General features: G+C 35.3%; 24 protein-coding genes and 2 pseudogenes. 16 read left to right on the top strand and 10 right to left on the bottom strand.

The genetic code is table 11. From position 1 onward, the window contains the following. The 7 genes and pseudogenes from WAK64_RS16525 to WAK64_RS16555 form a co-directional block, all read left to right on the top strand. Nucleotides 1-93: IS3 family transposase (locus WAK64_RS16525; RefSeq protein ID WP_336587352.1), on the top strand; the 93-nt coding region annotated here is incomplete at its 5' end. Nucleotides 94-498: 405 nt separating this feature from the next. Beyond that, nucleotides 499-1,197 (top strand): response regulator transcription factor, encoded by a 699-nt coding sequence (locus tag WAK64_RS16530; RefSeq protein WP_336588105.1) that lies wholly within the window; start codon nucleotides 499-501, stop codon nucleotides 1,195-1,197. After that, nucleotides 1,194-2,540: a sensor histidine kinase gene (locus WAK64_RS16535; protein WP_336588106.1), complete on the top strand. Its 1,347-nt coding sequence runs from the start codon at nucleotides 1,194-1,196 to the stop codon at nucleotides 2,538-2,540. Before WAK64_RS16530 ends, WAK64_RS16535 begins: the two co-directional genes overlap by 4 nt. A gap of 28 nt (nucleotides 2,541-2,568) precedes the next feature. After that, nucleotides 2,569-3,096 (top strand): histidine phosphatase family protein, encoded by a 528-nt coding sequence (locus tag WAK64_RS16540; protein ID WP_336588107.1) that lies wholly within the window; start codon nucleotides 2,569-2,571, stop codon nucleotides 3,094-3,096. 252 nt (nucleotides 3,097-3,348) lie between these two features. After that, complete coding sequence (locus tag WAK64_RS16545) at nucleotides 3,349-6,474, top strand: MMPL family transporter (RefSeq protein WP_336588108.1); 3,126 nt, start codon at nucleotides 3,349-3,351, stop codon at nucleotides 6,472-6,474. Further along, nucleotides 6,474-7,043: a YpmS family protein gene (locus WAK64_RS16550; RefSeq protein WP_336588109.1), complete on the top strand. Its 570-nt coding sequence runs from the start codon at nucleotides 6,474-6,476 to the stop codon at nucleotides 7,041-7,043. Before WAK64_RS16545 ends, WAK64_RS16550 begins: the two co-directional genes overlap by 1 nt. A 144-nt stretch (nucleotides 7,044-7,187) precedes the next feature. Next, nucleotides 7,188-7,318: pseudogene (locus WAK64_RS16555) on the top strand (IS1595 family transposase); the annotation flags it as partial. A gap of 590 nt (nucleotides 7,319-7,908) precedes the next feature. On the opposite strand, the gene WAK64_RS16560 reads toward WAK64_RS16555, so the two are convergent. After that, entirely contained in the window at nucleotides 7,909-8,919 is a 1,011-nt protein-coding gene (locus WAK64_RS16560) for an ABC transporter permease subunit (RefSeq protein ID WP_336588110.1), read from the bottom strand. After that, nucleotides 8,912-9,799 carry an ABC transporter permease subunit gene (locus WAK64_RS16565; protein WP_336588111.1) on the bottom strand — a complete coding sequence of 296 codons (888 nt, stop codon included), beginning with the start codon at nucleotides 9,797-9,799 and terminating at the stop codon, nucleotides 8,912-8,914. The genes WAK64_RS16560 and WAK64_RS16565 overlap by 8 nt, the downstream gene beginning before the upstream one ends. A 100-nt stretch (nucleotides 9,800-9,899) precedes the next feature. Between WAK64_RS16565 and WAK64_RS16570 the strand changes: the two genes are divergently transcribed. Together WAK64_RS16570 and WAK64_RS16575 are read left to right on the top strand one after the other, a co-directional pair. Further along, complete coding sequence (locus WAK64_RS16570; RefSeq protein WP_336588112.1) at nucleotides 9,900-10,565, top strand: hypothetical protein; 666 nt, start codon at nucleotides 9,900-9,902, stop codon at nucleotides 10,563-10,565. Between the two features lie 181 nt (nucleotides 10,566-10,746). After that, entirely contained in the window at nucleotides 10,747-11,379 is a 633-nt protein-coding gene (locus tag WAK64_RS16575) for a histidine phosphatase family protein (protein WP_336588113.1), read from the top strand. A gap of 134 nt (nucleotides 11,380-11,513) precedes the next feature. Here WAK64_RS16575 and WAK64_RS16580 read toward each other — a convergent pair whose 3' ends face one another. The 5 genes from WAK64_RS16580 to WAK64_RS16600 all read right to left on the bottom strand — a co-directional run bounded on the left by WAK64_RS16580 (nucleotide 11,514) and on the right by WAK64_RS16600 (nucleotide 15,429). After that, entirely contained in the window at nucleotides 11,514-11,978 is a 465-nt protein-coding gene (locus WAK64_RS16580) for a GNAT family N-acetyltransferase (protein ID WP_336588114.1), read from the bottom strand. Between the two features lie 23 nt (nucleotides 11,979-12,001). Beyond that, nucleotides 12,002-12,559, bottom strand: coding sequence for a GNAT family N-acetyltransferase (locus WAK64_RS16585; protein WP_336588115.1), 558 nt, complete (start codon nucleotides 12,557-12,559; stop codon nucleotides 12,002-12,004). Nucleotides 12,560-12,836: 277 nt separating this feature from the next. Then, a complete protein-coding gene (locus WAK64_RS16590; protein ID WP_336588116.1) occupies nucleotides 12,837-13,958 on the bottom strand; it encodes an amidohydrolase in 1,122 nt (373 codons plus the stop codon). A gap of 90 nt (nucleotides 13,959-14,048) precedes the next feature. Further along, nucleotides 14,049-14,639 (bottom strand): undecaprenyl phosphate transporter UptA, encoded by a 591-nt coding sequence (uptA, locus tag WAK64_RS16595; RefSeq protein ID WP_336588117.1) that lies wholly within the window; start codon nucleotides 14,637-14,639, stop codon nucleotides 14,049-14,051. Nucleotides 14,640-14,649: 10 nt separating this feature from the next. Further along, entirely contained in the window at nucleotides 14,650-15,429 is a 780-nt protein-coding gene (locus tag WAK64_RS16600; protein WP_336588202.1) for an undecaprenyl-diphosphate phosphatase, read from the bottom strand. A gap of 142 nt (nucleotides 15,430-15,571) precedes the next feature. Between WAK64_RS16600 and WAK64_RS16605 the strand changes: the two genes are divergently transcribed. From WAK64_RS16605 to WAK64_RS16620, 4 genes are all read left to right on the top strand, one after another. Then, nucleotides 15,572-15,892 carry a DUF4870 domain-containing protein gene (locus WAK64_RS16605; protein ID WP_336588118.1) on the top strand — a complete coding sequence of 107 codons (321 nt, stop codon included), beginning with the start codon at nucleotides 15,572-15,574 and terminating at the stop codon, nucleotides 15,890-15,892. A gap of 183 nt (nucleotides 15,893-16,075) precedes the next feature. Further along, nucleotides 16,076-17,041, top strand: coding sequence for a patatin-like phospholipase family protein (locus tag WAK64_RS16610; RefSeq protein ID WP_336588119.1), 966 nt, complete (start codon nucleotides 16,076-16,078; stop codon nucleotides 17,039-17,041). Between the two features lie 183 nt (nucleotides 17,042-17,224). Further along, complete coding sequence (locus tag WAK64_RS16615) at nucleotides 17,225-17,881, top strand: hypothetical protein (RefSeq protein WP_336588120.1); 657 nt, start codon at nucleotides 17,225-17,227, stop codon at nucleotides 17,879-17,881. Between the two features lie 57 nt (nucleotides 17,882-17,938). After that, entirely contained in the window at nucleotides 17,939-18,259 is a 321-nt protein-coding gene (locus WAK64_RS16620; RefSeq protein ID WP_336588121.1) for a four-helix bundle copper-binding protein, read from the top strand. A gap of 100 nt (nucleotides 18,260-18,359) precedes the next feature. Here the strand turns inward: WAK64_RS16620 and WAK64_RS16625 are convergent, their stop codons facing one another. Both WAK64_RS16625 and WAK64_RS16630 read right to left on the bottom strand, forming a co-directional pair. Next, a complete protein-coding gene (locus WAK64_RS16625) occupies nucleotides 18,360-18,707 on the bottom strand; it encodes a hypothetical protein (protein WP_336588122.1) in 348 nt (115 codons plus the stop codon). Between the two features lie 592 nt (nucleotides 18,708-19,299). Further along, a complete protein-coding gene (locus WAK64_RS16630) occupies nucleotides 19,300-19,884 on the bottom strand; it encodes an NAD(P)H-dependent oxidoreductase (RefSeq protein ID WP_336588123.1) in 585 nt (194 codons plus the stop codon). Between the two features lie 334 nt (nucleotides 19,885-20,218). Here WAK64_RS16630 and WAK64_RS16635 point away from each other — a divergent pair, with 334 nt between their 5' ends. Further along, complete coding sequence (locus tag WAK64_RS16635) at nucleotides 20,219-20,866, top strand: SDR family oxidoreductase (protein ID WP_336588124.1); 648 nt, start codon at nucleotides 20,219-20,221, stop codon at nucleotides 20,864-20,866. A gap of 391 nt (nucleotides 20,867-21,257) precedes the next feature. On the opposite strand, the gene WAK64_RS16640 is transcribed toward WAK64_RS16635, so the two are convergent. Next, entirely contained in the window at nucleotides 21,258-21,776 is a 519-nt protein-coding gene (locus WAK64_RS16640) for a zinc-binding dehydrogenase (RefSeq protein WP_419465964.1), read from the bottom strand. Nucleotides 21,777-22,329: 553 nt separating this feature from the next. On the opposite strand from WAK64_RS16640, the gene WAK64_RS16645 reads away from it, so the two are divergent. Together WAK64_RS16645 and WAK64_RS16650 are read left to right on the top strand one after the other, a co-directional pair. Next, nucleotides 22,330-23,775, top strand: coding sequence for a hypothetical protein (locus WAK64_RS16645; RefSeq protein ID WP_336588126.1), 1,446 nt, complete (start codon nucleotides 22,330-22,332; stop codon nucleotides 23,773-23,775). Nucleotides 23,776-25,041: 1,266 nt separating this feature from the next. Continuing rightward, nucleotides 25,042-25,377, top strand: a pseudogene (locus WAK64_RS16650) (hypothetical protein); the annotation flags it as partial.

A 25,377-nucleotide genomic window follows, 5' to 3' on the forward strand; every position in this document is an offset into this window, starting at 1 on the left:
ATTGATTACTATAATAACGACCGAATAAAAGTAAAATTGGCTGGCTTAAGTCCAGTACAATACCGAACTCAAACCAACCTAATAGCAGTATAACTAAAACTCTAACTTTCAGGGGTCACTACCTAATTGAGTGGTTTTTTTGATTAATAATAGTCCTTCGTATGACGGTTGAACTGAGTCTATCAAATTTGCTCTCTTTGCGATGGTGTTTCACAGTAATAATTGTTATCTTTATAGGCATGAGCAACTTGAAAATCCATCTGTAAAGGATAGAATTGCTCCTTTTGTTTTATTATCAAAGGTTTAAGCTTAAGTAAGATATGAAAGAGTGTGTAGGATATAATAGAAGAAATGGTAACGATTTAGGTAGGTAAATGAATTGTCATCGTTTCATGAGTATAGTAGTCAGAATACATAGATAGTGGTTGCATAGTTGGAGCTACACTTTGTTTATAATAATGACCAAATAGTACATTTTGAGGTAGGAGGATAGGTTGAATGGAAAGAACGGTATTAATCGTGGATGATGATCAAGATATTGTTATGCTGATATCAGAATCGTTAAAATTTGAAAATTATAAAACAACTTATGCACATAATGGGAAAGAAGCATTAGAAATCCTTCAAAATAAAAAAATAGACATTGTCATTTTAGACATAATGATGCCTCATATGGATGGCATCGAAGTGTGTAAAAAAATCCGAGAGGTAAGTAATATACCGATATTACTTCTTAGTGCAAAGGATCGTGACATTGATAAGATTATCGGTTTAGAAATAGGAGCAGATGATTATATTACAAAGCCATTTAATGTGAACGAACTAGTTGCTCGGGTAAGGGCTCATTTTAGGAAAATGGATAGGATATTAGACGAATTAACACAGGAGCAAGAGAGCATGACCAATTTTTCGTCTCTATCGTTAAACAAAAATACGTATGAGGTCTACCTTCAAGGAGAAAAACTAAATTTTTCAACGAAGGAGTTTCAATTGCTCGATTTTTTAGCAACACATCCGAATCAAGTATTTAGCCGAGAACAAATTTATCAAAACGTTTGGGAAGCGGATTATGGGGACCTTAACAATGTTACCGTGCATATAAAAAACATTCGGAGAAAATTGGGTAAGGATCATGATTATATTAAAACGATATGGGGAGTAGGATATAAGTTTTCACTCGAAGGAAAAGCACAATGAAGTTAAAATATCACATTCCTTTATTGTTTCTTATCATCGCTCTGCTGTTCTTCTTTGTCGTTCTTCTTTACATCAAAATTGAAGTAAGGGAGAAGATTACAAGCGAAATATCTGAAAGCAATCAAGCATTTATTGACAAGCATAGTCAAATTGCTCAAGAGGTTGGAAAGCGGTACCCTGATCAAGAAGAAATTGTTCGTTATTTAGAAGAGCTCGGAGAAAAAGAAGAGCTAATCATTAAATTAATTGATCCTGAATTCAAGGATATCATCTATGAATTTAATGCCATTGAAAAAGAAATTACAACCGGTGATCGCTGGTTACCAGTTAAAACATCTGACGGAGAGGAAATTGTTCTTTTTTTATCTGCTGAGAGGAAGTTAGAAGAAATAAATAATGAAATATTTAGACTAGCGATTGATATGTTTCTCTTTGTATTAATTACAAATATTATTATCTCTATCTTACTAACGCTCTATTTTCACGACACGATTACACGACCTATTACGAACTTAATCAACCGATTTAAAAGAGTTAATTTACATGAAACGTTACCGAAAATCGAGATGAGCGGAAAAGGTGAAATAGGGGAACTATACAATCGTTTTTATGAATTAGAGTCCCGCCTTCAACGTGTGCATATTGAACAAACGAATATGTTAACGGCCATTGCACATGATTTAAAAACCCCTTTGACGACAATTAGTGGGTTTTTAGAGCTTTCACTTTCATCCAAAAATCATACTTCTGAGCAAAGAGAAGAATTTCTGAAGGTTGTTCAAAAAAAATCGACCTTTATGACAGACCTTGTAAATGAATTTTCCAGTTACGCTGAGAATATTATTGCTTTACAGGAAATGAATCGTAGTGAAATGAATATTAGTCATTTCTTACATTCAATAGGAGAAGAGTATGAAGCTGAATTATCAGGTTTAGGCTATACTTTCAACTGGAAACATAATGTATCTGATAAACTAACCATTTTAGGTAATGAAAAGTTTCTACGTCGCATATTTGCAAACATCGTGAGCAACTCGATTAAATATGCTGAAAACGAGGAACTAACCATTCAGCTAGAAGGAATTGAAAAGCAGGATTCAGTTGTTATCACATTGGAAGATAACGGGGTCGGTGTAAACGAGGAAGACTACCCGCTTTTGTTTCAAAAGTTTTTCACTGTCGATCAATCTAGACAAAGAGAAAAGGGAGGGACCGGGCTAGGTCTTGCCATTGTTAAGTCGATTGTCGAAAGTCACGAGGGGACGGTTTATGCTTATCGATCAAAGGAATTAGGTGGTTTAGGAATTAAGGTTACGTTGCCTATAGTGAGCAAAGATTCTTAAGTAACATGCTATAAATGGGGGATGAGAAATGATTTATGTTGTCAGGCATGGACAAACGGATTTAAATAAAGAAAGAAGAATGCAAGGACGATTAGGACTGCCTTTAAATGAGCAAGGGGTGGAACAAGCGAATAATTTAAGAGATAAATTGCAACCGATTAAATTTGACTTAGTCTTTTCCTCACCGCAAGAAAGAGCCATTCAAACAGCTGAGATAGTAACAGATTTGAAAGCGACGGTGGATCCAAGTTTAGACGTCTTTGATTTAGGTGAAGCGGACAGAATCAAAATAAAAGATGTAAAAATGGACGGAAATATTCCAGATTCAAGTGTATATAAAGGGGTGGAAGAACCTAGTCATTTTATCAAACGTGTTTTTCGTTTCATGACTGAACTTGAAGAACAAAATAAAAAAAGAGAACTGAATATATTACTATCTGGACATCGGTGTACAACGGGATGTATAGGCGCCTACTTTGAAGGTGTACCAGCCGATGGAAATATTTTAAGGTATTCATCAAATAACGGAGACTATAAATTATATCAATTTACATAAAGGGTAAAGAGTTTCCTTTGAAGTGTAAGTCATTTAAATACAGGGCTTTTTCCAACATTATCCACTGAGTAAGAAAGGAACGTCAATTTTTGAGGCTCACTTTTTGCATAATGCGCTATAACCGCTTTATATATTGACGAAAATCTATCTTGAACAGTTTCTATTATCGAATCTTTATTTTTCTTTATTTTTATTTCATTTTCGTTTTATGTTTCGATGATAACTTGAATGTATCACTTATTTAGGGGGTACATGATGAAGCATATAGTTCATTATCGATGGGGGATTGCTCTTCTGTGGATTATTATTACGTTTATATTGTTCACAACGATGCCAAATGTCGATCAATTAGTGAGAGAGAAAGGGCAACCGAAAATTCCAGATGAGTATTCCTCTGTTGTGTCGAAACAGTTGATCAATGAATTAGAAAACCAATCAACAGATTCGGATAGAGTGGATGTTGTACTTGTTTTTCATGAAGACACAGCACTAACGGAACAGCAAATGACAAGTATTGAAAATGAGATAAAAGAATTAAAGGTCAAAGAAAATGAATTAGGCATTAATGCCATTGCTACGCATTTTGTAAATGATGAATTGACTGATCAATTTGTATCTGAAGACAAAACAACGGTTATGGCTGTTCTTAATATGGATAGGTCAGATAGGAAGATTAGTGAATTACGTGAAGACCTCCAAACGGAGTTAGAGGATAGTGAAGTTCAAACGTATTTAACAGGAAATGAATTTATTAATGAAGATCAAATTCAAACGGCAGGTGAAGGGGTAAAGAAAACAGAAGTATTTACCGTGCTTTTTATTATTGTGGTATTAATTTTCGTTTTTCGTTCACCTGTAACACCCATCATTTCCTTACTAACGGTGGGTATTACGTATATATGTTCTTTGAGTATTGTCGCGCATCTCGTTGATAAGCTTCAGTTCCCATTTTCTACTACGACTCAAACATTTTTAATCTTAGTATTATTTGGAATTGGAACGGATTATAACATTTTACTATTGAGCAGATTTAAGGAGGAATTAAGCAAAGGGATAGCTGTGAAGGATGCGATTATCCAAACCTTTAAAACGGCAGGAAAAACCGTTTTATACAGTGCGTTAGCGGTGTTTGTTGGTTTTAGTATTTTAGGTTTCGCTAAATTCTCTGTGTTCCAATCCTCGGTTGCAGTAGCAGTGGCCGTTGCCACATTAGTTGTCGCTTTATACACGCTGATGCCGTTTTTTATGATGGTGCTAGGAAGGTTCATGTTTTGGCCAGTTAAACAAAACCATTCTCATGGTGAAAGTAAAATATGGATAAGGTTAGGAAGATTCTCAATTGCTAGACCTCTCATATCGTTGATAATTGTGGCCATCGTTACGATTCCTGTAATCGTGCTTTCAAATAGTGAATCATCTTATAACAGTCTTGAGGAAGTAAGTGATTCCTATGAGTCTGTGCAAGGGTTTGCTATTCTTTCAGAAAAATTTTCTCAAGGGAAAGCTTTGCCTTCTACGGTTGTAATAAAATCTGATGTACCACTTAATACAAATGAACAATTAGATTGGATTGACGACTTAACGGAGAAAATAAATGAAATAGAGGGCGTAGAAAAAGTTTATAGTCCAACTAGACCAAAGGGAGAAAGAATTGAAGAGTTATACATGGAGAATCAGGTTGACGAAGTAGGTTCAGGGCTTTCATCCGCAAATGATGGCATTGATGGAATCTCAGAAGGGCTATCAGAAGCAAGTGAAGAGTTATCGGGACCATCTGATTCTTCTGAAGTAGATGAATTAATAAAAGGCACAGAAGAAATGATTGATAGTGTAGATCAATTGAATGCTGCTCTTCAAACAGTAGGTGAAGGTGTATCAAGGGGAGCAAATGGTTCTTTACAGTTAGCCAATTCGGTTGCCACAATCGAAACGAGCATGACGGAATTAAATACCGTAACAATGGATTTACATTCGAGCTATACGGAGTTACAAAATGGCTATACCTTAATGGGAAACAGCTATTTGACTCTTTCCAATCAATTGTCAGCTTTTCAGTCAACGATTAAGGGACTGAAATTAGTCGCTACGGAGCTTCAAAACGATTATCCTGAGCTTCAAGAAGATGCCAATATGATGAAGCTACATGCTATATTGGATTCAACTTCTGAGTCTTTAAAAAGTATGATAAATGGTTTAGCACAACTTAATAACCAACTCGTAAACACGAATAAATCGTTTCAACAAGCAAATGAAGGCTTATCAAGCTTAACAAATGGGCAAGCTCAAATTTCAAGTGGATTAATCGAAATCGAACAAAATCTTCGTGAGTTATCGAAGGGTCTTGACGAAGGGAATCAAGGACAAGAGGCCATAATAACGAATATGGCGTCTTTACAAGCAGGTCTTGGAACGATGCAAAATGGTCAACTTCAACTGAAAAGTGGTTTGAAAGAGCTATCGATAGGTATGAAGGAATTAGAAGAGGGATTAACCAAAAGTACAGAAGGTTTAGATGAAATCTCATCAGGGTTAATGGAAGCAACAAGTTATTTAGAAGAGTTAACGGTTGAGGAAGATGCTTCGACATTCACGATTCCACAGGAAATGCTAGAGGGTGAATACCAGCAAGTTCTTGATCAGTATATGTCTGAAAATCGCCATTTAGTCAAAATGACGCTGGAATTATCTGTGGACCCGTATTCACAAGAGGCAATGGCTATTATAGATGAAGTAGACGAATTGATAACAAAGGAGATTCAAACAGTAGAACATATGAATACTAGCTTTGCTATTGGTGGAATTTCTTCAATAAATAATGATTTAGATTCGATTGCTAAAGATGATTTTATTCGGACTGTTTCATTCATGCTAATTGGAATTCTATTAGTTCTTATCGTCATCTTAAGGGAATTCTGGACTCCGGTCATGATTATTGGATCGTTAATATTAGGCTACTATACGGCACTATCCATGACAGAATTGTTATTTGTGAATGCCTTTGGGTATGATGGGTTATCATGGACCATTCCATTTTTCTCATTTATCATGATTACGGCTCTTGGGGTAGATTATAGTATCTTTTTAATGATGCGTTATAAGGAAAATCAGCACCTTCCTCCTGTCGAAGCACTGCTGTTGTCAAAAAAACAAATCGGGAATGTGGTAATTTCAGCAGCAGTCATTCTTAGTGGCACATTTGCAGCCATGTATCCTGCTGGTGTCTTATCATTGACTCAAATTGCCACAGTTGTCATTATAGGTTTAACTTTATTAACCTTTATCATGCTACCGGTTTTTATCCCTGCACTCTTTTCGATTAAGTATAAGACTCGGCAAAGTCGTAGAAAAAAATCTAGAGAAATAGAAGGAGAAATCTAATGAAAAATAGGTGGAAGGTGGCATTCTTTACATTACTTTCAATCATGTTAATGGGCGTGAGTGTGATGTCATATATTCTTTTCAAACCAATTGAAGCGTCAAGTCCTGAAAAAAAAGAAATCCATTCAAGTCAAACGAACCCATTAGAACTAACAGCCAATAAAGAAAATTTAACGGAAGTAATTCAGCAATATATTAATGAACAGCAACAAAATGGTTCAGTGGAATATTTTGTAGACTTAACGGACCATATCGAGTTATTCGGAAAAATGGCGTTTTTTCCTAGCTCAATCGATTTTCAAATGACCTTTGAACCAAAAGTATTAGAAAATGGTGATATCACGTTAATCCAAAAAACAATGTCTTTAGGAGGTATGAATTTACCTGTTTCCACTGTCTTAAATGTGATTAGTAGAACATATGATATGCCTGAATGGATTCACATTAAACCGAATGATGAGTCCATTTACTTGGCACTAACAGAAATGAATTTACAGAGTGGGTTAAACGTTCAAGCAAAAACGTTTGACTTAGAGAATGATGACATTTCATTTTTTATCAATCCTTAATAAATGAAAAATTAGTATTTAGGAATCAAAAAAATGAAGGTTTGTTTGGATGGCAAGCAAAAAGGTGAGCTAAACTGACACAACTACCTTTTACACTTTCCTTCAAACAAACCTTTTATTCATCCACATTATCTCGAACTGGTCAACAGTGTGGGAACCAAGTATCTGAATCATTACCTTGCTTGGTTTGAAGTATTAGAGAGTATCTTTCACTTGAGAAACGAAGTAACAACGAAAGATAGATATTTAAAAAGAATGTAATTCCAAATACATAGGATACACTTAGGTTATCTAAGTATACTGTATAAAGGTTATTTCATTATTCAACTAAAGGTGCAGGTATGGGTGTCTTTTATGAGGGACAATGCAATTTTACCTTGCCGTCAAAAGCATTAAAGTTAATCGGTGAAATGGGGATAGAGTTAGAAATAAGTTGTTATGAAATTAATGTTGCATAGGTCTCCTAAATAATTGGAAGTCCTATTTATTTCAATAAATATCAACATTAATCTTTAACAGAGCGATAATATAAAAATATTTACTAGTGTTCTTAAAACTGTAGGGACAAATAACGAAATGAAGCCCCTTTGTTATTTTAATAAGGGTTTGGTCATCGCATACCAGTCTTGCTACGGATTTTCTCCTTCATAACCTTCTAAACTGACCAATCGATTCCTCTATCCATATACTATTCACTAAGCTATCGTCTGCTTAAGGTGATGAAAGTACTTAGGACAGCTTTGCTTAGAGTCAAAGCTGTCCTAAATGAAGTTAATATAGTGGAATCCCATTGACTGGAACAATAGATTTGCAGCAGTGGCCCTCATTCCATTTACCAGTTTAGATCAAACCTCAAATGGTATAGTTAATTCTTAAACGTAAACTGCTCTTTTGAAACAGTAGTCTCTGCTACTTTTTTCTCATCTTTTTTCTTTTTTTTCACTACAGAATAGTCATGATCGATTAGAGCGCGCCTTAACGTAGAGCTTATCGAATTAACACACAAAATAAGAATGGCAAAAAGGGTTAATGGAACTATAACTAGTATAGGGTTGATGAAAGCTTGCTTGATATTTAAGCTGATGGTCGCTGCCCATTCATTCGTTTGTGAAAAGCTCGCAGGATTACTCGGATCCCACATGAAGGCAAAGTCTACGGTTGATATCCCACCAAGAGCCATTAATAAAATGCCCAATTGAATTAGTAAAGAGAGTGTCTGGGAAACTTGCTCTGAAAATAACACGATTGAATGGCGGCGAAACTGCGGGAGCAGATGTTTTTTCATTAGCTGAAAACGATTTGCGCCAATTGATTTTGATGCTTCAATAAACTCTTGATTCATATACAGTTTCATTTCTTCTCCAAGGTAAATACCAAGAGAAGGGAATGTGAGGGCTACGATTCCCATCATTTGAATAAAAAAGTAACGGTCAGAAGGCAGTGAACCCGCTTGGAAGGCTCCATCTAAAGGGATAAGTAGAGAAAATACAATGATAGCAAGCGGAATATATTGAAAAGTTTCCCCAAATCCTTTTATGGTTCTTGTGAAAAACGCGGGGAGAAATGTATAAAATAGAGCAAATACAAAACCTAAAATCATTCTGAAGAGGGAGATGACAACGGCAGCCATCAAGGTATATTTTGCGCCGGTAAGTAGTATTAGGAGGAAGTTTCTTCCTAGCTTATCACTTCCTAAAGGCGGCATCTCATCGGTTGAAAAGGGTGGTGCAGCAATTAATTTTCCCTTCTCATCTGTCATCCAGTCCATTATCTCGTCATATTCAGGATAAAGAATCGGTACTAGGAAGCTTGCGATAAGCAAACCGATGATAATTAGAAGGGGGAAGGTTAATCGTTTCAAGATCCAACTATGCATGAGATTCTCCTCCTTTCAGCCATTTCTTTAAAATCCAGGATCCCATCGTAAAAACAAAAAAGAACGGAACAAACACCAGTAACATTCCAAGGAAAAAGGCAGGTGAGGAAGTAGTGGCGGTTCGCAGCAATACTGTCATGAAACCGTTTATATTAAACAACGTTTCAATGATTAACAAATTAGATAGCATCAACAAAAAAATTGACTTTAGATGAAAAAAGAAATGGATCCAAACGTTACGGAACATATGATACCAAACAGTATAGGATTTTCTAAACCCTTTTGAAAATGAAAATTCTACGTAAGGCTTACTTTTTTCTTCATTCAGTTGAAACAAGAACTGCTTGAGTAAAAAGAGAACAGGTAAAAATGACAGACATAGGATTGGCAAGAAATACGTTCTCTCTTCACCAACCGCAAAGATATTGAACAATAAGATATCTGTTTGTTTAAACAACCAAATAATAAAGAGCTGGAACAATACGACCAGAAAGACATCTGGCAGTGCATCTAGAACATTGACGATTTTAGTTGCTAACTTGTAGCTTCGCTTTGGCAGAAGCATCATGATATAGCTAATGAAAACGGAAAAACAAACCGCAACGAGAAATGAAATAAACAAAATACTGAAGGAATAGGGATAAGTAGTTAGAAAAAGTTCTAGCATCGAGTAAGTCCTCTGACTCTCTCCCCAGAAAATGGTTATAGAAGATGGTGACATGAGTTCAACAATTGTCTCCCACAATCTTAAAACGTAGGCACCTACATTTATGACAAGCTCTGTATCATAATCTAACAAAGCACTAATACCGCTCAGTAAAAATAATCCTATCAATACTATTAAAAAGTGAAAAGGTGTTTCCCATAATCTACTCTTCATATAATCCTCCCATTACATTTACAATTCTACCAATATATATGTTACAATAATGGTAATTGTTAGTAAATAGTATTTTAATAAAACGAATGGGTGTTGTGTTATGAAGATGACGAACAAAATAGTAATCTATTTCCTTCTCATTTTCTCCCTTTTCCTCTTAACTGGTTGTCGGATCATGTTTGATCCATCAGCTCAAAATCTTGTTCAGAAAGAAAAACAAAGCGAGCACCGCAGAATCGCAGATGTCCAGCAACAGGAAGAGGCAGGGGAAATTGAAGATTTAGGGAATCCAGATGTTGTGATAAATTTGAAGGTAACGCTTGATGGTGAAAACATGATAGTAAAAGGAGACACAAACCTCCCAACTAAAAGCTTTTTATCTCCTACTTTGAAACCATACAGAGGATTTTCTAGAGAAGAAATCGAGACAGGGAACATTGAACCTACAGTAGAAGAAGAGCCGAATGATGTTGGGATAGGTTCCCATGTTCTAGAGGATGGAACCATTGAAATGACACTTAGAAGACCAAGGCTTGCACAAAGATACAAATTGGAAATAGTTTTTATTCCCTATCGCGCAGATGAAAAGATTCAGAAGCAAATATTAAGTGAGAGTGGAAGAGAAAGTATTGACGACCTCACCGGGCTTACTGTTATTAGGGAAAGTGTGAACGGAAGTGTGGAACTAAAAGGATATAAGAAAACAGTCAATATCATGAAGAGTGATGAAGCGGATGGGGACAATATTACTTTAAAACTAAAGTAACATGGCCAGTGTAGGAAGAAACATAAAAATAAAGAGGGAACTACTTCCATTTAGTAGAAAAGAAGTAGCATTCCGTAATCTATTGATCATATAGGGTTAATGTACTCTACTACAACTTCTCATTGGTTAGCCGCTTCACTACTTCCTATTCAATCCGAAACTTTTTTGGAGGAAAAAATGAATGAATATTTATTTAATCAGACATGGGGAAACAGAAGCGAATGTTATGAATAAAGAGAAATATACAATGTTCACGGGGCAGTATGATACCTCCCTCACACAAAATGGAGAAGCGCAAGCTCTAAGATTGTTTGATAAAATTGGACATTTGCGATTTGATAGAGTGTTTTCTTCTGACTTATCAAGAGCGGTAAATACAGCAGAAATCATTTTTCCAAAAATGGATATACATAAAACGTCTTTGTTAAGAGAAAGATCATTAGGGGTTTTTGAAGGCAAAAGGTTACTCGACATTTCAACAAAAGAAGAATATAAAAAATTTTTTTCTGATTGTGAGTACAAAGACTTCAAACATAGCTTTGTGACGAAAGCCCCTCAAGGTGAAAGTTATACAGATGTAATGAAAAGGGTAAAATTATTTTTTAGTAATATAAACCTACATGACTTTGATAATGTCGCCATCGTTTCTCATGCCATAACGATGAAGTGTATACTGAAATTTTTACTGAACTTAAGTGAAGAGGAAACATTAAAGCTCAAAATTAATAATTGTGAGCCTATTAAACTAATTAATGAAGAAGGTATTATTACAAGGGAAGAAAACCAGCGTGAGAACAGTAAGGTTTTTAGCTAATAAGGTAGTACATACAATTAAATTCGTTAGCTTTTTTGTTTATAATACTCAGCAACTAGGCGAATAATAATTTCAATACGTATATATAGAAAAGTGCCCCTCTATTTCTTCGAAAATTGAGGGGCACTTTTCTATTAGGATAGTTCCTTACAAACTACTTCGCGGTATTTTTGGTACCCTTTTGTTTCATAAAACGCCTTGGCCACGGTATTTTGGACCCAATAATCTAATTCAACTTTAGAAATTCCATGTTGTAATGCAAAATTCTCAATGGCACTCATTAATTTGGATCCGTATCCTTTTCCTTTATGTGTTGGATCGATGCTAATTTGATGTACATAAATGGTTTGATAAGCTTTCGTAAATGGGGTTTCTTCATAGTGCCTAAATTCAATCCAAGCATATCCGATATCTTCTTCAGCAAAACTGGCTAATAAAAAAATGAATTGTGGAAAATCGATAATCGATTGGAAAAAAGCTTCTACTTCTTCGTTTGTACTTTTTTTAAAGTGGTCAGGATAAAGCTCCGCATGAAGTTGTTGCACGGATTTATTTAGTTGGGCGATTTTTTGAAAATCATTCGTTTCGGTTATTTTCATGAAAGGTCCTCCTAAAAAGGGGCCTATGCTTCAAGGGCCTGAATGCTTTGAGTCGCTTCATTTCCACTAATATGGAATAAGGTATATAAGTCTTTCGGTACTTCATATAAATCATACAGAATAGCGTGAGGATTCAATTGGTTGAAGAGAGTAGGTCGAGAATGGTTAGCATTTACGACATATGAAAGTTTTTCGACTGCTTTTCGTGAGCGATGGTTTTCTTTTCGAATCCTCATGAAAATGGTTTCCATGTTAAGTTCAAAAAAAAGTTCTTGGAAAAATGCATCCTTTGCCATAGCATTATAGCCTTTACCATGGTACGGCTTACCTAACCATGTCCCGAGGAAGCCAGCCCCTTCGTTAATATCAAATAAACTAATAGTCCCAATCGGGTTTTCCCATTCATCTAAAATGGTTCTAGAGATTAATTGTCCATTTTCTTCTGCGTTTAAGTTTTTATTCGTTAAGAATACAAATTCATCATATGAATACGCTTTTTCTCGTACAAAAGGGAAGACATCAGGATGCACCAATAGCTCATATAATGAAGGACATTCTTGTAAGTCACGTTTCTTTAACAAAGTTATCCCTCCGTTAGAGGGTAGTCCATTTTAAGATTCGGATATTCCACCCTCGAAATTTTTCATTAAGTACATAAAAAATTTCGGGGTGGGAATCGAACCCACTAGAACCGAGAAAAATCATCGGTGGCGCACCATTTGCCTTCCCTCAATTGCACATACTATCGTCAATATGCGAATTGATTCGTTCATTTAATGGTTTACCAACGCTTCTATACATGAATGGAATCGATTTCGCGACTTTCTTTCATTGAGTTTCGTTATTGTTTTTACATTTCTACATGTTTTGGTAGACGATCGTTCCGTCAACAATCGTCAATACTGGCTTGGCCATATAATGGAGTGGGTGATGGCTCCAAAGTACTACATCTGCATCTTTATTTGCTTCAATACTGCCTACTCGGTCTTCGATTTTTAGATTTCTCGCGGGATAAATTGTGATGGCTTTTAAGGCTAGATCTTCACTTAATCCTTCTCTTACTGCAATGGATGCACAAACATTTAAATATTGAATCGGGGTGTAAGGGTGATCAGTAGTAATGGAGACTTCGATACCACGGTTCATTAAAGTCGAATAGGTTTTCCAACTTTTATTTTTTAATTCAACTTTTGATCTTCGAGTAATCGTTGGACCAACACATACCTTTAAATCTAGATAATCGAGTTCATCAGCAATCAAATGTCCTTCTGTACAATGTTCAATTCGCAAATCCAGATTGAACTCTTTCGCAAAACGAACAGCTGATAAAATATCGTCCGCACGATGAGCATGAATTCTAACAGGTATTTCTCTTCTCAACGCTTTAGTGATGGGGAAAGTACGTAAACTTTCATCATTTGTTGTGTGAAAAGCATGTGAAAATGCTTCACGTAACATCCCCATAATCCCCATTCGAGTAATGGAATTTTCTTTTCCACTTGAATGAATACGTTTCGGATTTTCTCCTAAAGCAATTTTTAATCCGGAATGGGGTAATACCATCATACTAGAAACGTCTTTACCTGCCGTTTTCAATACAGCAGATGTTCCACCAATAACGTTTGCGCTCCCTGGTAAAATGTTAGCGGTTGTGATTCCGTAAGCTAGAGCATCTTGAAAGCCAGGGTCTAAAGGATAGACTCCGTCAAAGGCTCGAATATGTGGGGTAATGGGTTCTATTGTTTCATTGGCGTCATTGCCAGCCCACCCGGTTCCTTCGTCATAAAGCCCAAGGTGGGTGTGAACATCTATAAAGCCTGGAAACAATGGTTTCTTTCGGCAGTCAATGACATTCATATGGGAAAGTGGGGGAATGGAAGGGGAAAGTTTCGAAATTTTTTTTTCGTCAATAAGTACGTCACCATAAAATGGTGAAGCTGTTATAGGGTAAATATTGGCGTTTTTTAATAGAATTTGCATAATAAAACCCTCACCGTTTTAAAAAAATACTTTCGTCTTATTGTATGAAGGCATTACTCGATAGGTTCAGAAAAAAAGAGGTTTAGTCATTTATCTATTTCGCTTTTTTGACTTCCATAAAAAGAAAATCAAAAGGGATGTAAATGCGAAAGCAACGATCGGTTTAATATAATCAGAGGCTATTTGTTCAATTTCAGCCCAATGATCCCCTAACTTCATTCCAAGTAAAAGAAATAATACCGTCCATGGAATCATGGCACCGACTGTATATAACGTAAAAGTAGAAAGTCTCATTTTACTAATTCCTGCGGGAATGGAGATGGCATGGCGTACAACAGGAATAAATCGGGCGAAGAAAACGACAATAGCTCCATAGCGTTCGAACCACTTCTCGGAAGCTTCTAAATGTTTTGGGTAAATAAACAACCATTTTCCATAATGATCAAAAAAAGGCCTTCCTCCGATAACTCCTAGGTAATATAAAAATAGTTGCGCAAGTGTCCCACCAATCACTCCTGCTAGTAGCGCACCGAAAAAATGAATTTGTTGTGCGGATATGAGATAGCCGCCATAGCTTAAGACAATTTCACTTGGAATAATTTCAATCATTAATAAAAAAGCTAGTCCAATATAATTCCAATCTCCTAAAAATAAAACGATGTTTGTAAAAAATTGTTCCATATTAACCTCCTTAAAAAACTCCTGTCCACTGTGCAATAAGAATAAATCCTCCGAGGATCCAAACATAATATGAAAATATTTTTAATGATGATTTTTTCAATAAATTGATCATAAAAACGATGGCGATGTATCCGAATAGAGCAGAGGAAATCGTTGCAATCAGTAAGGCTTGTAATCCAATGGTTTCATAATGCCCATTAAACATTTCCTTGCTTTGAAACAAAACACCACCGAGGATAGCCGGTGTGGATAATAAAAAGGAAAAATAAGCGGCGGTTCCACGATCTAGCTTGCGAAAAAGGCCTGCTGCTATCGTTAACCCAGATCGCGAAAGCGCTGGGAAAATAGCTGCAGCTTGAAAAGTACCAATAAATAAAGCGTCCCGAAATTGGATATCATCAAGTGATTTATGCCCAGCTCGTACACCATCAGCGAAGTATAAAAAGAGTCCAGTAACGAGAAATTCCCAACCAATCGTACTGCCAGTCTGACTTATTTTATCAAAAAAATCTTCGAATAGAATACCGACGATAACAGCTGGAAAGGTACCAATTATGACTAAACCGGAGAGCTTAGAAAATGGATGGCGAATAATATAGAACAGTTCTTTTTGAAAGACAACGAACACCGCTAATAACGTTCCAAGGTGAAGCATCGTATCTAAAAATAACCCAGCTTCATCTAATCCAAATGCATGCCGCCCTAAATAAAGGTGGCCTGTGCTTGAGATAGGAATAAATTCAGTTAAGCCTTGAATAACGCCTAGGAAAAATGCTTCGATCATCGAAATCATTCTTGTCACTCCTTATGGACAACGTATCTTTACACATATATTCAAGCACTTGGTGGAAAGAACATGAAACTTATTTTTTTCGTGTTCGTATAGTATAGTAGAAGGGTAATATATTTACAGCTAGAAAGGAGTGAAGGCTATGCCGTCAAACAATGATAAAATAATGGCAGCTTTAATCTATGGTATTAGTTTCTTTACCGTTTTTATCGGACCATTAGTCATTTGGTTAGTAAAAAAGAATGATTCGGACTTTATTGATTATCATGGTAGAGAATATCTTAATTTCTTAATTTCATACGCAGTATATGGCTTTATAAGTGCGTTGCTGACCATCGTATTAATAGGGTTTGTTTTAGCACCAATTGTAGGTTTACTAGTAATGGTGTTTACAATTGTTGGTGCAATCAAGGCGTATCAAGGGGAGAGATACCGTATCCCTTTAGTATTTCGTTTATTGTAGAAAGACAAACTCTGTCAACTGTTCTTTTAACATAGTTGTTACCATTGATAGGTTGGCAAGCGTCTGTTATAGAGGAAATATTAAAAAGTACAAAAAAGCTCTTAATAGAGCTTTTTTGTTTAGTTCATCAACCTTTTTTTGATTCGATTCATGATAAAATATAAGTAAGCAGTTCAATTCGTAATGCGTTTAGTGAATATTATTGAAAACATTCTGTTAATAAATGTTATTTGTCATAAAGAAACGGTATTTCAACAAGAGGTGAGGAAGGTGCAATTACATAACATAGGATTAGTCCTTGAAGGTGGAGGAATGAGAGGTGTATATACGGCAGGTGTTTTAGAAGCCTTTTTAGAGAATGACATAGAATTTCCGTATCTGATTGGTGTATCAGCAGGTGCTTGCAATGCTGCATCCTACCTTTCAAAACAAAAAGGAAGAAATAAAAAGGTGAATATAGGTTTTATAAAAGATCCTAAGTATTTATCTTGGAGGAATTATTGGAAAAAACGAGAATTATTTGGCATGGATTTTGTCTTTAATACAATTCCGAATCAATTAGTACCGTATGATTATGATGCCTTTAGAAAGAATAAAGCCGAATTTATTATTGGAACAACCGACTGCCAATCAGGTGAACCATTGTACTTTTCTAGAAAAGAATATACCAATGACCTTTTACGTGTGTTGCGTGCAACCGCTTCTCTCCCCTTTGTTGCACCTACCGTCAATTTTCAATCTAATCAGTTATTAGATGGAGGGATAGCGGACCCAATTCCAATTCGTAAGGCTGAAGCAGATGGGTTTAGCAAAAATATCGTCATATTAACGAGAAATGAAGGATATAGGAAAAAGCCTTCTCGTTTTTCTTTTTATCTCAAAAGGAAATATAATAACTTTCCAAACTTAATTGAAACGATGCAAAAGCGTCATCTTCAGTATAATCAGTCTATTAAATATATTGAAGAACAAGAAAAGCGAGGAAACGTCATGATTATTCGTCCTAAACACTCTTTAAAAGTGGGGAGAATGGAGAGGGACCCCGAAAAATTGACTACATTATATGAGGATGGATATGAAGATGGATTAGAAGCTATCGAACGAATGGACAATTTTATAGAACCCCATCACCTCCTCGAAAAATACTAAAACACACTGACAATTATAGTTGAAGCTCAATATCGTTCCAAAAGAAAAAGAGTAGGGAGTGAGGTCTCCTTGCTCTTTTTTATGCCTAAAAGATGGACTTGTCGTTTCTTGATTATATACAAAACTCTACTAATTTGAGCGATTTGTGCATAAGCTTTACTAGAATGTAAAAAGGAGACGACTATGACAATCGTTGATGTCTATGACCAGGAGGCGAAGCGCAACGCAAAGTTTGGAATGGTTATTCATTTCTCTAGTATTCTTTACCTCATTCTACTAAGTGAAAAGATTGATGTTATATATAGTACAAGTATGATAATCGGGACCTCGTTTATTTTGATTGGTTTATTATACGAAAATCAAACGACACGAGCAAAGGGAGAAATGAAGAAGCCTCATTATGGTGTTAATGCTCATCAGCTTGTCGCAATTCCTGCCAATCAATATGGAGTAAATTTCTATACAATTGACGGAAAAAAACAATACGTATCGAAAGCTTATTTGAGTAAAAATGGCGAATACCGCTTTCTTGTGTATCATAACGATGCAGTTATTTTACACGGTTATTTGTCTAATGGAAGTGTGATACTTTCAGGAATGCAATTAGACGATAGACTTTCTGTCGAAATAAATTCAATTCAAGCGGCCTTTTCTATCCAAAATAAAAGACTAGGAGTATTAACGAAAGGAATTGTCCCTTTAACGGCTCAAAGATTATACGACCCTTGTTCGTTTGTATTAACAAATGGTCCGTCATTAGACGAGTATGAAATGGCCTATATTCTTCTACTATCACATATTTTTATTAATAAATATCACAAATTATTAATAGAAGTATAATCAAGAAAAATAGAGGGAAAATGAAGGGAAAGAGAATGAGTTAAAGGAGACTTATGAATGAATGCAGAGTATAAAAAATGTATTGAAGCAACCTATCGTTGTTTAGAAGCTTGTAATGTGTGTTATCATGCCTGTTTAAAAGAAGATCACATGATGATGAAATGTATCGAATTAAACAGGGAGTGTGCCGAAATGACAACGTTAGCTCTGCAGTATATGCAAAGGAGCAGTACTTTTGTTGTGCCAATTCTTGCTTTATGTGCAGAGATCTGTGAGGCTTGTGGGAAGGAGTGTAAAGCTCACGATTACCAACATTGCCAAGATTGTGCCGAAGCTTGCTTTACTTGCTCAGAGGAATGCAGAAAACTTTCTGCATGACAGGAATGTAATACGTGGAAGAAATTTGACCACATTTATAAAACGAATAATATCACTCAAGGCACTCCAAAGTAACGAATGTGAGTGCCTTAAGTGATTGTTAGTCTTCTTCAATAAAAGGGACTAATAACAAAGTGTGAAGAATATTAGCCGAGTTTGTCGGAACCTCTATTTCCGCTTCAGCATCGCCTCGTTTTAGCGTAATCATAAATAAAGATTTTTCCCCACATGGTACTTCTCTAAGCCAAACAATTTCCAGACTTTCCATGTCAGCATGTGGTTCTTCGTCATGGTACGGTACTCCAAATACCATATTCAGTTGGTGAATAACGTCTACACTACCTACTTCTAAATCTGTTACCCCTTCACCTCGTCTTACTCGAATAAAGTATGTTGACGATGATCCGCATAGTACTTCTCTAACACTTATAATTTCAAGATTTTCCAATTGTTTTTCCCTCCAAAAGAAAATTCAGTGCAAATCGTAAAGCACTTTACAATTAAGATATGAATGCATTGTTAAAAGGTACTTGCTGAGGGAAATTTCGTTACACTCTAGACGCGTTATTCCTAAAGGTTTGTGAATTTTTTTAACAGAAAGCACTATTCCATTGATCGATAATAATGGTCATAATCAAATATTTTTCCTCTTACGAGATTAGTTGGGTGGTAAAGCGATTCCGTTACAATTAAACATATGTGTATGATTAATGTAATGATCTATTTATTATAAAAACTTGGTGTTTGACGCAGTGGTTGAGGGGTGTCCTTTTTTCGTTATATGAGTACGTATTCCAATTAAAAAGTCCAACCGTTATTCAGTATTGAAACAAAGCAGAGTGATAGCTTATTTGAGGAAGACGTAAAAGTTGTTTGTCAACAACTTCCTAAAGAGTACCGTTTGCAAATCAAAAAATGTGAACGAAGATAGTTTAACTTATCTAGAAAAATAGGATAGGGGTAATTATTGCACAATAATGGTTTTGATATAAAAAAGCTCTAGAACGAGAGGGCTTACGTTTCTAGAGCTATTAACACTATTAGAAAAGGGAGCTAATTTTTGCTTCTACTTGGGTAAGCATTTCTTTACGGGCATTGTCATCTACTTGGGGAACACTGCCAAAAAATAAATGTTCTAACGGTTCGATGCCAACAAATTCAAAAATACCTGCGTCTGAAGTTTTTCGTAGTGCATCTGTCATTCCTGTTGCATCATAAATCTCTGTTGGCGTTCCATGTGTATTAATAATTATTCCTTTTTTTCCTGTGAGCAGTTTATTGATGTTCCCATCTTCGCTGTATGCATAAGCAAATCCATAGGCGAATACACGATCAATGTATCCTTTTAAAATGGCCGGTAAACCTGTCCACCAAATTGGAAAGATTAACGTAATGACGTCAGCATTTGAGACATAATCCTGCTCCGTTTTAATATCGGCAGGGGATTGTCCAGAATGAAATGCCTCAAAGTCACTTCCTTTTAAAACAGGGTCGAAATTTAGTGTATATAAATCTCGGACAATAACCTTTTCTCCCTTAGCTTCTAATGCTTTTACCGTTGTTTCTAAGATGGCATGATTAAAGCTTGCTGGATTTGGATGTGCATAAAGAACTAAATGATTCATATCTCTTCTCCTTTAATTGAAAGTATGGGTTTAAACATATTACTCCTCAGCCTGAAAGATAATACAGAATGATATTATTCGTGAATCCATAGCCAGCTGATTGTGTTTTCCCTAACAGTAGAATTTCCATCTTATGAAAGAAATAAACAGGAAAAGTGAACGCTGAAGCAAGAATATCACTTTGGTGAAGGAACGTAGAAACAATCAAGGTGAATGTTATTAGACACGTATAAGCATATAAGTGTAAAACACCATAAATGTATGGTAGGATTAATCGTGGAAATAATATCCAATGGAATGGAATCAATTACTGCTTGAAAGGAGAAGGACATAGATGAATGTACTTGTTGTAGGTGCTAATGGAGGGACTGGACAAATCATTATTCAGCTCCTTGGACGTAGTGAAGAGCATCATGCGATTGCAATGATTCGTGATGAAACACAGGCAAATCACCTAATGGAATTGGGAGCTAAAGCAACGGTTTTAGCGGATTTAGAAAAAGATATAGAACAGGCACTGCAAGGGTGTGATGCCATAATCTTTGCTGCAGGTTCCGGTTCTAAAACGGGAGCGGATAAAACAAAATCAGTAGATGAGGCAGGAGCAATGAAACTGATAGACGCAGCAGAAAAGCTAGGTGTAACACGCTTTATTATGTTAAGTTCAGTTGGAGCAGACAATCCTCAAATGGGCCCTACTGATTCCATGAAAGTTTACCTTAAATCTAAAGGAATTGCTGATGAATACTTGAAAGATAGTTCATTAAACTATACTATTGTTCGACCTGGTCGACTTTCCTATGATGATGGAATTGACAAGATTACTCTTGCACAAAAGCTAAATGATTATTCCGGTAGTATAGCAAGAGAGGATGTAGCTAAAGTGTTAGTTGAATCATTAACTTTACAAAACACTTATAAAAAGACATTTGAAATACTTTCAGGACAAATGTCCATCACTGAAGCATTACAGTTAGTGTAAAAAATACATTAAAGCCTATTATTTATTGATAGTAAGGCTAAAAACATACATTCGGAAAAACATGGGAAGTTCAATTCAGATATGAAATGAACTTCTTTTTATGGTGGACTTGTCGCACAGATTGCTCTCAGGATGTGGTGGGCCCACGTCATTATAAGGTTAAAATGGAAATATCAGTCGGGTTGGCATATGGTAGCCGGTAGAAAGCCAACTAGATGATTCGAATGGACCGTCAACTCTCCATAATTAATGGGGGTGCATCAGGTGATACGGTATTGATTCTCAAATGATTGAAACAACAATAAAATCACTTTTTGAAAAAGTGCACTTATAATACTTTTCGAAAATAATGTTACTAGTAGTACCTACATCTATTTAGTCATTACCTTAGTTATATTTTGATCAATATTTTTCCATGATAATTGCGACTTTCAATTAATTTATGGGCGGCCGCTACATCTTCTAAATTAAATACTTTTGCAACGGGAAGAGAAATTTTGTTCGCAGCGAATAATGACATGACTTTTTTTGCAAGGGGTGCTAATCGTTCAGGGTTATGTTTTCGAGTCGTTCCTAAACTAAATCCTTTAACATTCCTACAGCTACGATGAACATCGCTTGTTTTAAAAACACCAGCTTTCCCACTACTATTGCCAAATTGAACAAGTGTACCATATAATGCTAAACACGCTAAACTATTATTTGTAACTTCTCCCGCAACTGAGTCAAAAATTACATTAGCCCCATTATTATTTGTCTCCTTTAAAACTTCATCTTTAAAAGTTTCAATTACCAGGTCACCCTTTGTTAAGGGTGAATTAGGGGGAGCTTTTTCCACTACGCCCACTACATCCAATCCAAGTATTCGAGGGAAATTTCCATTCCTTTTATTCCCTATGCGTGTTTTTATATCAGCATAATTAACACTTCACTTTCGCCTATGTTAGGCATTTCAATATCTGTATAAGCAAGTACATCCGCTCCACCAAATTTATGTTGGATAACACCTTTCATCTTTTTAATCCCCTTTAAACACCCATATTACTACAAATAATTGGATGATTTAACAATTAATTAGGGTTTTATCTAGCATTGTAAAATGTGACGACTGCTAGGAATAAAAGAATGATTGAATTACCTATTAACATATTTTACTTTCACTCCTTTTCAAGGATTCTTTTACACATTAAACTCGTATAGTATATCAATATAATTTACTGAAAATTTAATTAAAATCTTGTATATACATGTTTACAAAACGACAAAATTCGACTAGACTATTAACTGTTCATCGCAATCTATAATACTTAGAAATGGAGGGAAAAAATAGAAAGTGAGTGATTTATTCATTTCTTAGCACGATTAACTGTGTATAGAGTTTGATATTGTGCGAAGGAAAACTGAAACGTTATGAAAAAGTGTCTTTAAAATACTGAATATTCTGACTTAAAAAGGAGAAAAAAATGAAAAAAATAAAAGGGTTAGTCGTTTCTGTTTTGCTAGCTTTTGTAATTATCTACGCTTCACTTATTCCTAATAGGACTATTGCTTCTGAAATACCTGAATCATTTATTACGACAAAAGATTTCAAGCTGGAGAATGGGAAAGTAGAATGGATCGATAACAATAATAAAAGTCAAAAAACATTACTTCCACCATTAGAGGATATATTACCATGGGATTCTTACGATAAGGGTCTTCCTAAAAATACAAAAGATAGGGCTGTTACCGGTACAGGGGATGTTGTTGAATATGTAGGAATAAATGTCATCAAAAAAACGAATGGAAAGGGGATGACATGGGGCCAATTATGGAATATGAATAATAATGCGTATGAATTTGTTTTATATGATAACCAAAGAAAAGAAAAATACTTAGCTTCTAAAAAATGGGTGCATTTGCTTGCAAGTTTAAACCCGAATTCGGAAGTTCCAATGAGTTCTGAAGGGTTTATTACGCAAATTCGATATCATAAAGACTCGGGAAAAGCGGAAGGAACAAAAATCCAATTTGATGGCTACTGGAAGCTAGTAGAAAATGCTGTATCGAATAATAATGGAAATGAAATTACAAAAACATTTTCTTCGGAGTACGGAGTAGACTTAGAGACAGCCAATGAATTTTCATATACATTAGGGCTATCCGCAGGGGTAGAGGCAGGGTTTACTGATATTGTAACTGCAACCTATGAAATCAATCACGAGTTTAGCTATGCCTATAGTTGGGGTCAAACTATTACAGAATCAAATTCTTGGGAAGATTCCTTCACTTTTGGTAACGATTCAGGACTTCCTTTTATAGGTGGAGTTTATCAATTAATAGGAAACTATAAAGTGATACCTGGGAATAAGATGCAGACAAAAGTAAACAATCTAAAGGAGAAAGGGTGGAATGCTTCATTAGCTCCTGAATTTAAATATAGCGACAATTTATATAGACAAATTCAAATCGATCGTGATCCAAATTTATGGACGGACGCTCATAACATAAACTTAACAAATATAGGTTATAAAAACATTGAAATGACAGGTTCAGCCAATCGTTTTCCTGATGAAAATGGTGATTTAGGGGTGATAAACTTAGCTGCAACATCCTCTAATGGCTATATTAATAAAACAATGAATGTAAACCCTCTTTATAACGAGTATATTTTTAGTGTTTGGTTACGTGCGGATGAACCACATCAAGCTACATTGCGGTTAAGAAGTCAAGGTAATAATGGAGCTGATGGGAAGAACGACTTTGTGAAAACGGTAAACGTGACAAATGAATGGCAAGAATTTAGTATTATAGGATCGTTTGATACAGATGCGGATTGGCTCAGAGCTACCCTTTATCCAGCAGGATTTAGCTCAGGCGAAACGGGAAGCGTCCAAATCTTTAGTCCTGAAGTATTCGAAATAGAGTAATTACCTTTCGTTACTATGCTCTTTACGATATAAGCAAATTTGATATAAAGAAAGAACGACTACTGTTGCTTTGGAGTAAAGTTTGAACAAAAACCGCTTATAAACCTTAATATTCTCGCTATTAAAAAGAATCCATTTTGAAAAAGATTGATCAAAATGGATTCTTTTCTTGAAGATTAAGGGTTGTTTTTATAAAAAGTTCGATTATCTTCTCCATGTGTCTTTCCACATTCATGCCCGTGTATGGAAGACTTGAATTCGAGCTACTATCAATATCCTATTAAGTCGCGTTTTTTTAAAATTCCATTTCCTCAAAATTCATACTTATGATTTTCTTTGTTAAAGAAAAAGTTATAACTAGTTTCAAATATGAAAAACCCTACAACTATACCTGTGGAAAAAAGGGTGGGTGAATTAATAAGAAAAGTCACCGAAAATGTTAAAGCAAACGCCGATATCCCAATAACTAACGAATACTTTACTCCTGTGTATGACATTTAAAGCCCTCCTTTACTTTCCTGCGTATAAATATAGTTTAAGTTTCATAAATTAAATCTTCATAACTACCCGATTTAGGCAGGGAAGTAAGGTTATTCATCGTTTTTCGTTTTACTCGTCAATGGTTGTTCCTGAAAGCAATAATACAAGGATGCATAGATCAATCTTTGTATGCTATCTGCTTCTTTACATGAGATAGATTCATGTCTAATAGAAGGATTTGTAATGGTCAAGTATTAGAAATTATTTATCGATCACACGGTCCCACTTGGTTTCAGAAATCAATCACCATACGAAAGAGTAAGAGCATCCTTTGAGGAAAAAGTACAATTAATTTAAAATGCACTTAAACCAACTCTGGAAAGTGTTATTATCTTTATAAAATTCTTTTAATAAAATTGAATCCTTGAAATCATTTAAAAAGTCAATTATATTAAGTATCTAAACTATATTTAAATAACAATTTCGTTCATGTGTACATGTAGTGCTTTTTATTAATTGCTAGGGTAAATTCCATTTGATTATTATTTTTTCAAATCTTTATTTACATAAATAAAAAATATTAATATGTAATAGTATGATTAGAGTCACTATTTAATAAAATAAAGCAATTATAATTAATAGAAACATATATTTTTGTATTTTTTTTAATCTTAATCCATAGTATTATACTAGGAATAGTTTGAATTAGGTTTTGGGGGGTGATATATGACTAGCATTCTATTAGAATTTTATGACAATATTAATCTAGTAAAAGGGGAAATTTATATGAAACAGAAATTTATAATGTTATTATTGATATTTTCAATCATATTAGGTGGAGTGCAACTACCCTTGAGTGTATCTGCAGAAGTCGCTGATATAGAATTAACAGCTACTTCAGGAGCTTCTAAAGTGACATTGGAATGGGATCAAGTGGAAGGGGCTAGATTATATTTAGTTGGAAAATCAACAACCCCCGGAGAATCAACAACGATAATTAGTGGTCAAATAGATCCGAGTACATTAACGTATACAGATACAGATGTAGAAAATGGAGTGACGTATTACTACACGATATTTGCGTCGGTAGAGGGAAAACCACTACAGCCGTCCAATGAAGTA

Origin of the sequence: Bacillus spongiae (assembly GCF_037120725.1) — a bacterium.
GTDB classification, from domain to species: domain Bacteria; phylum Bacillota; class Bacilli; order Bacillales; family Bacillaceae_K; genus Bacillus_CI; species Bacillus_CI spongiae.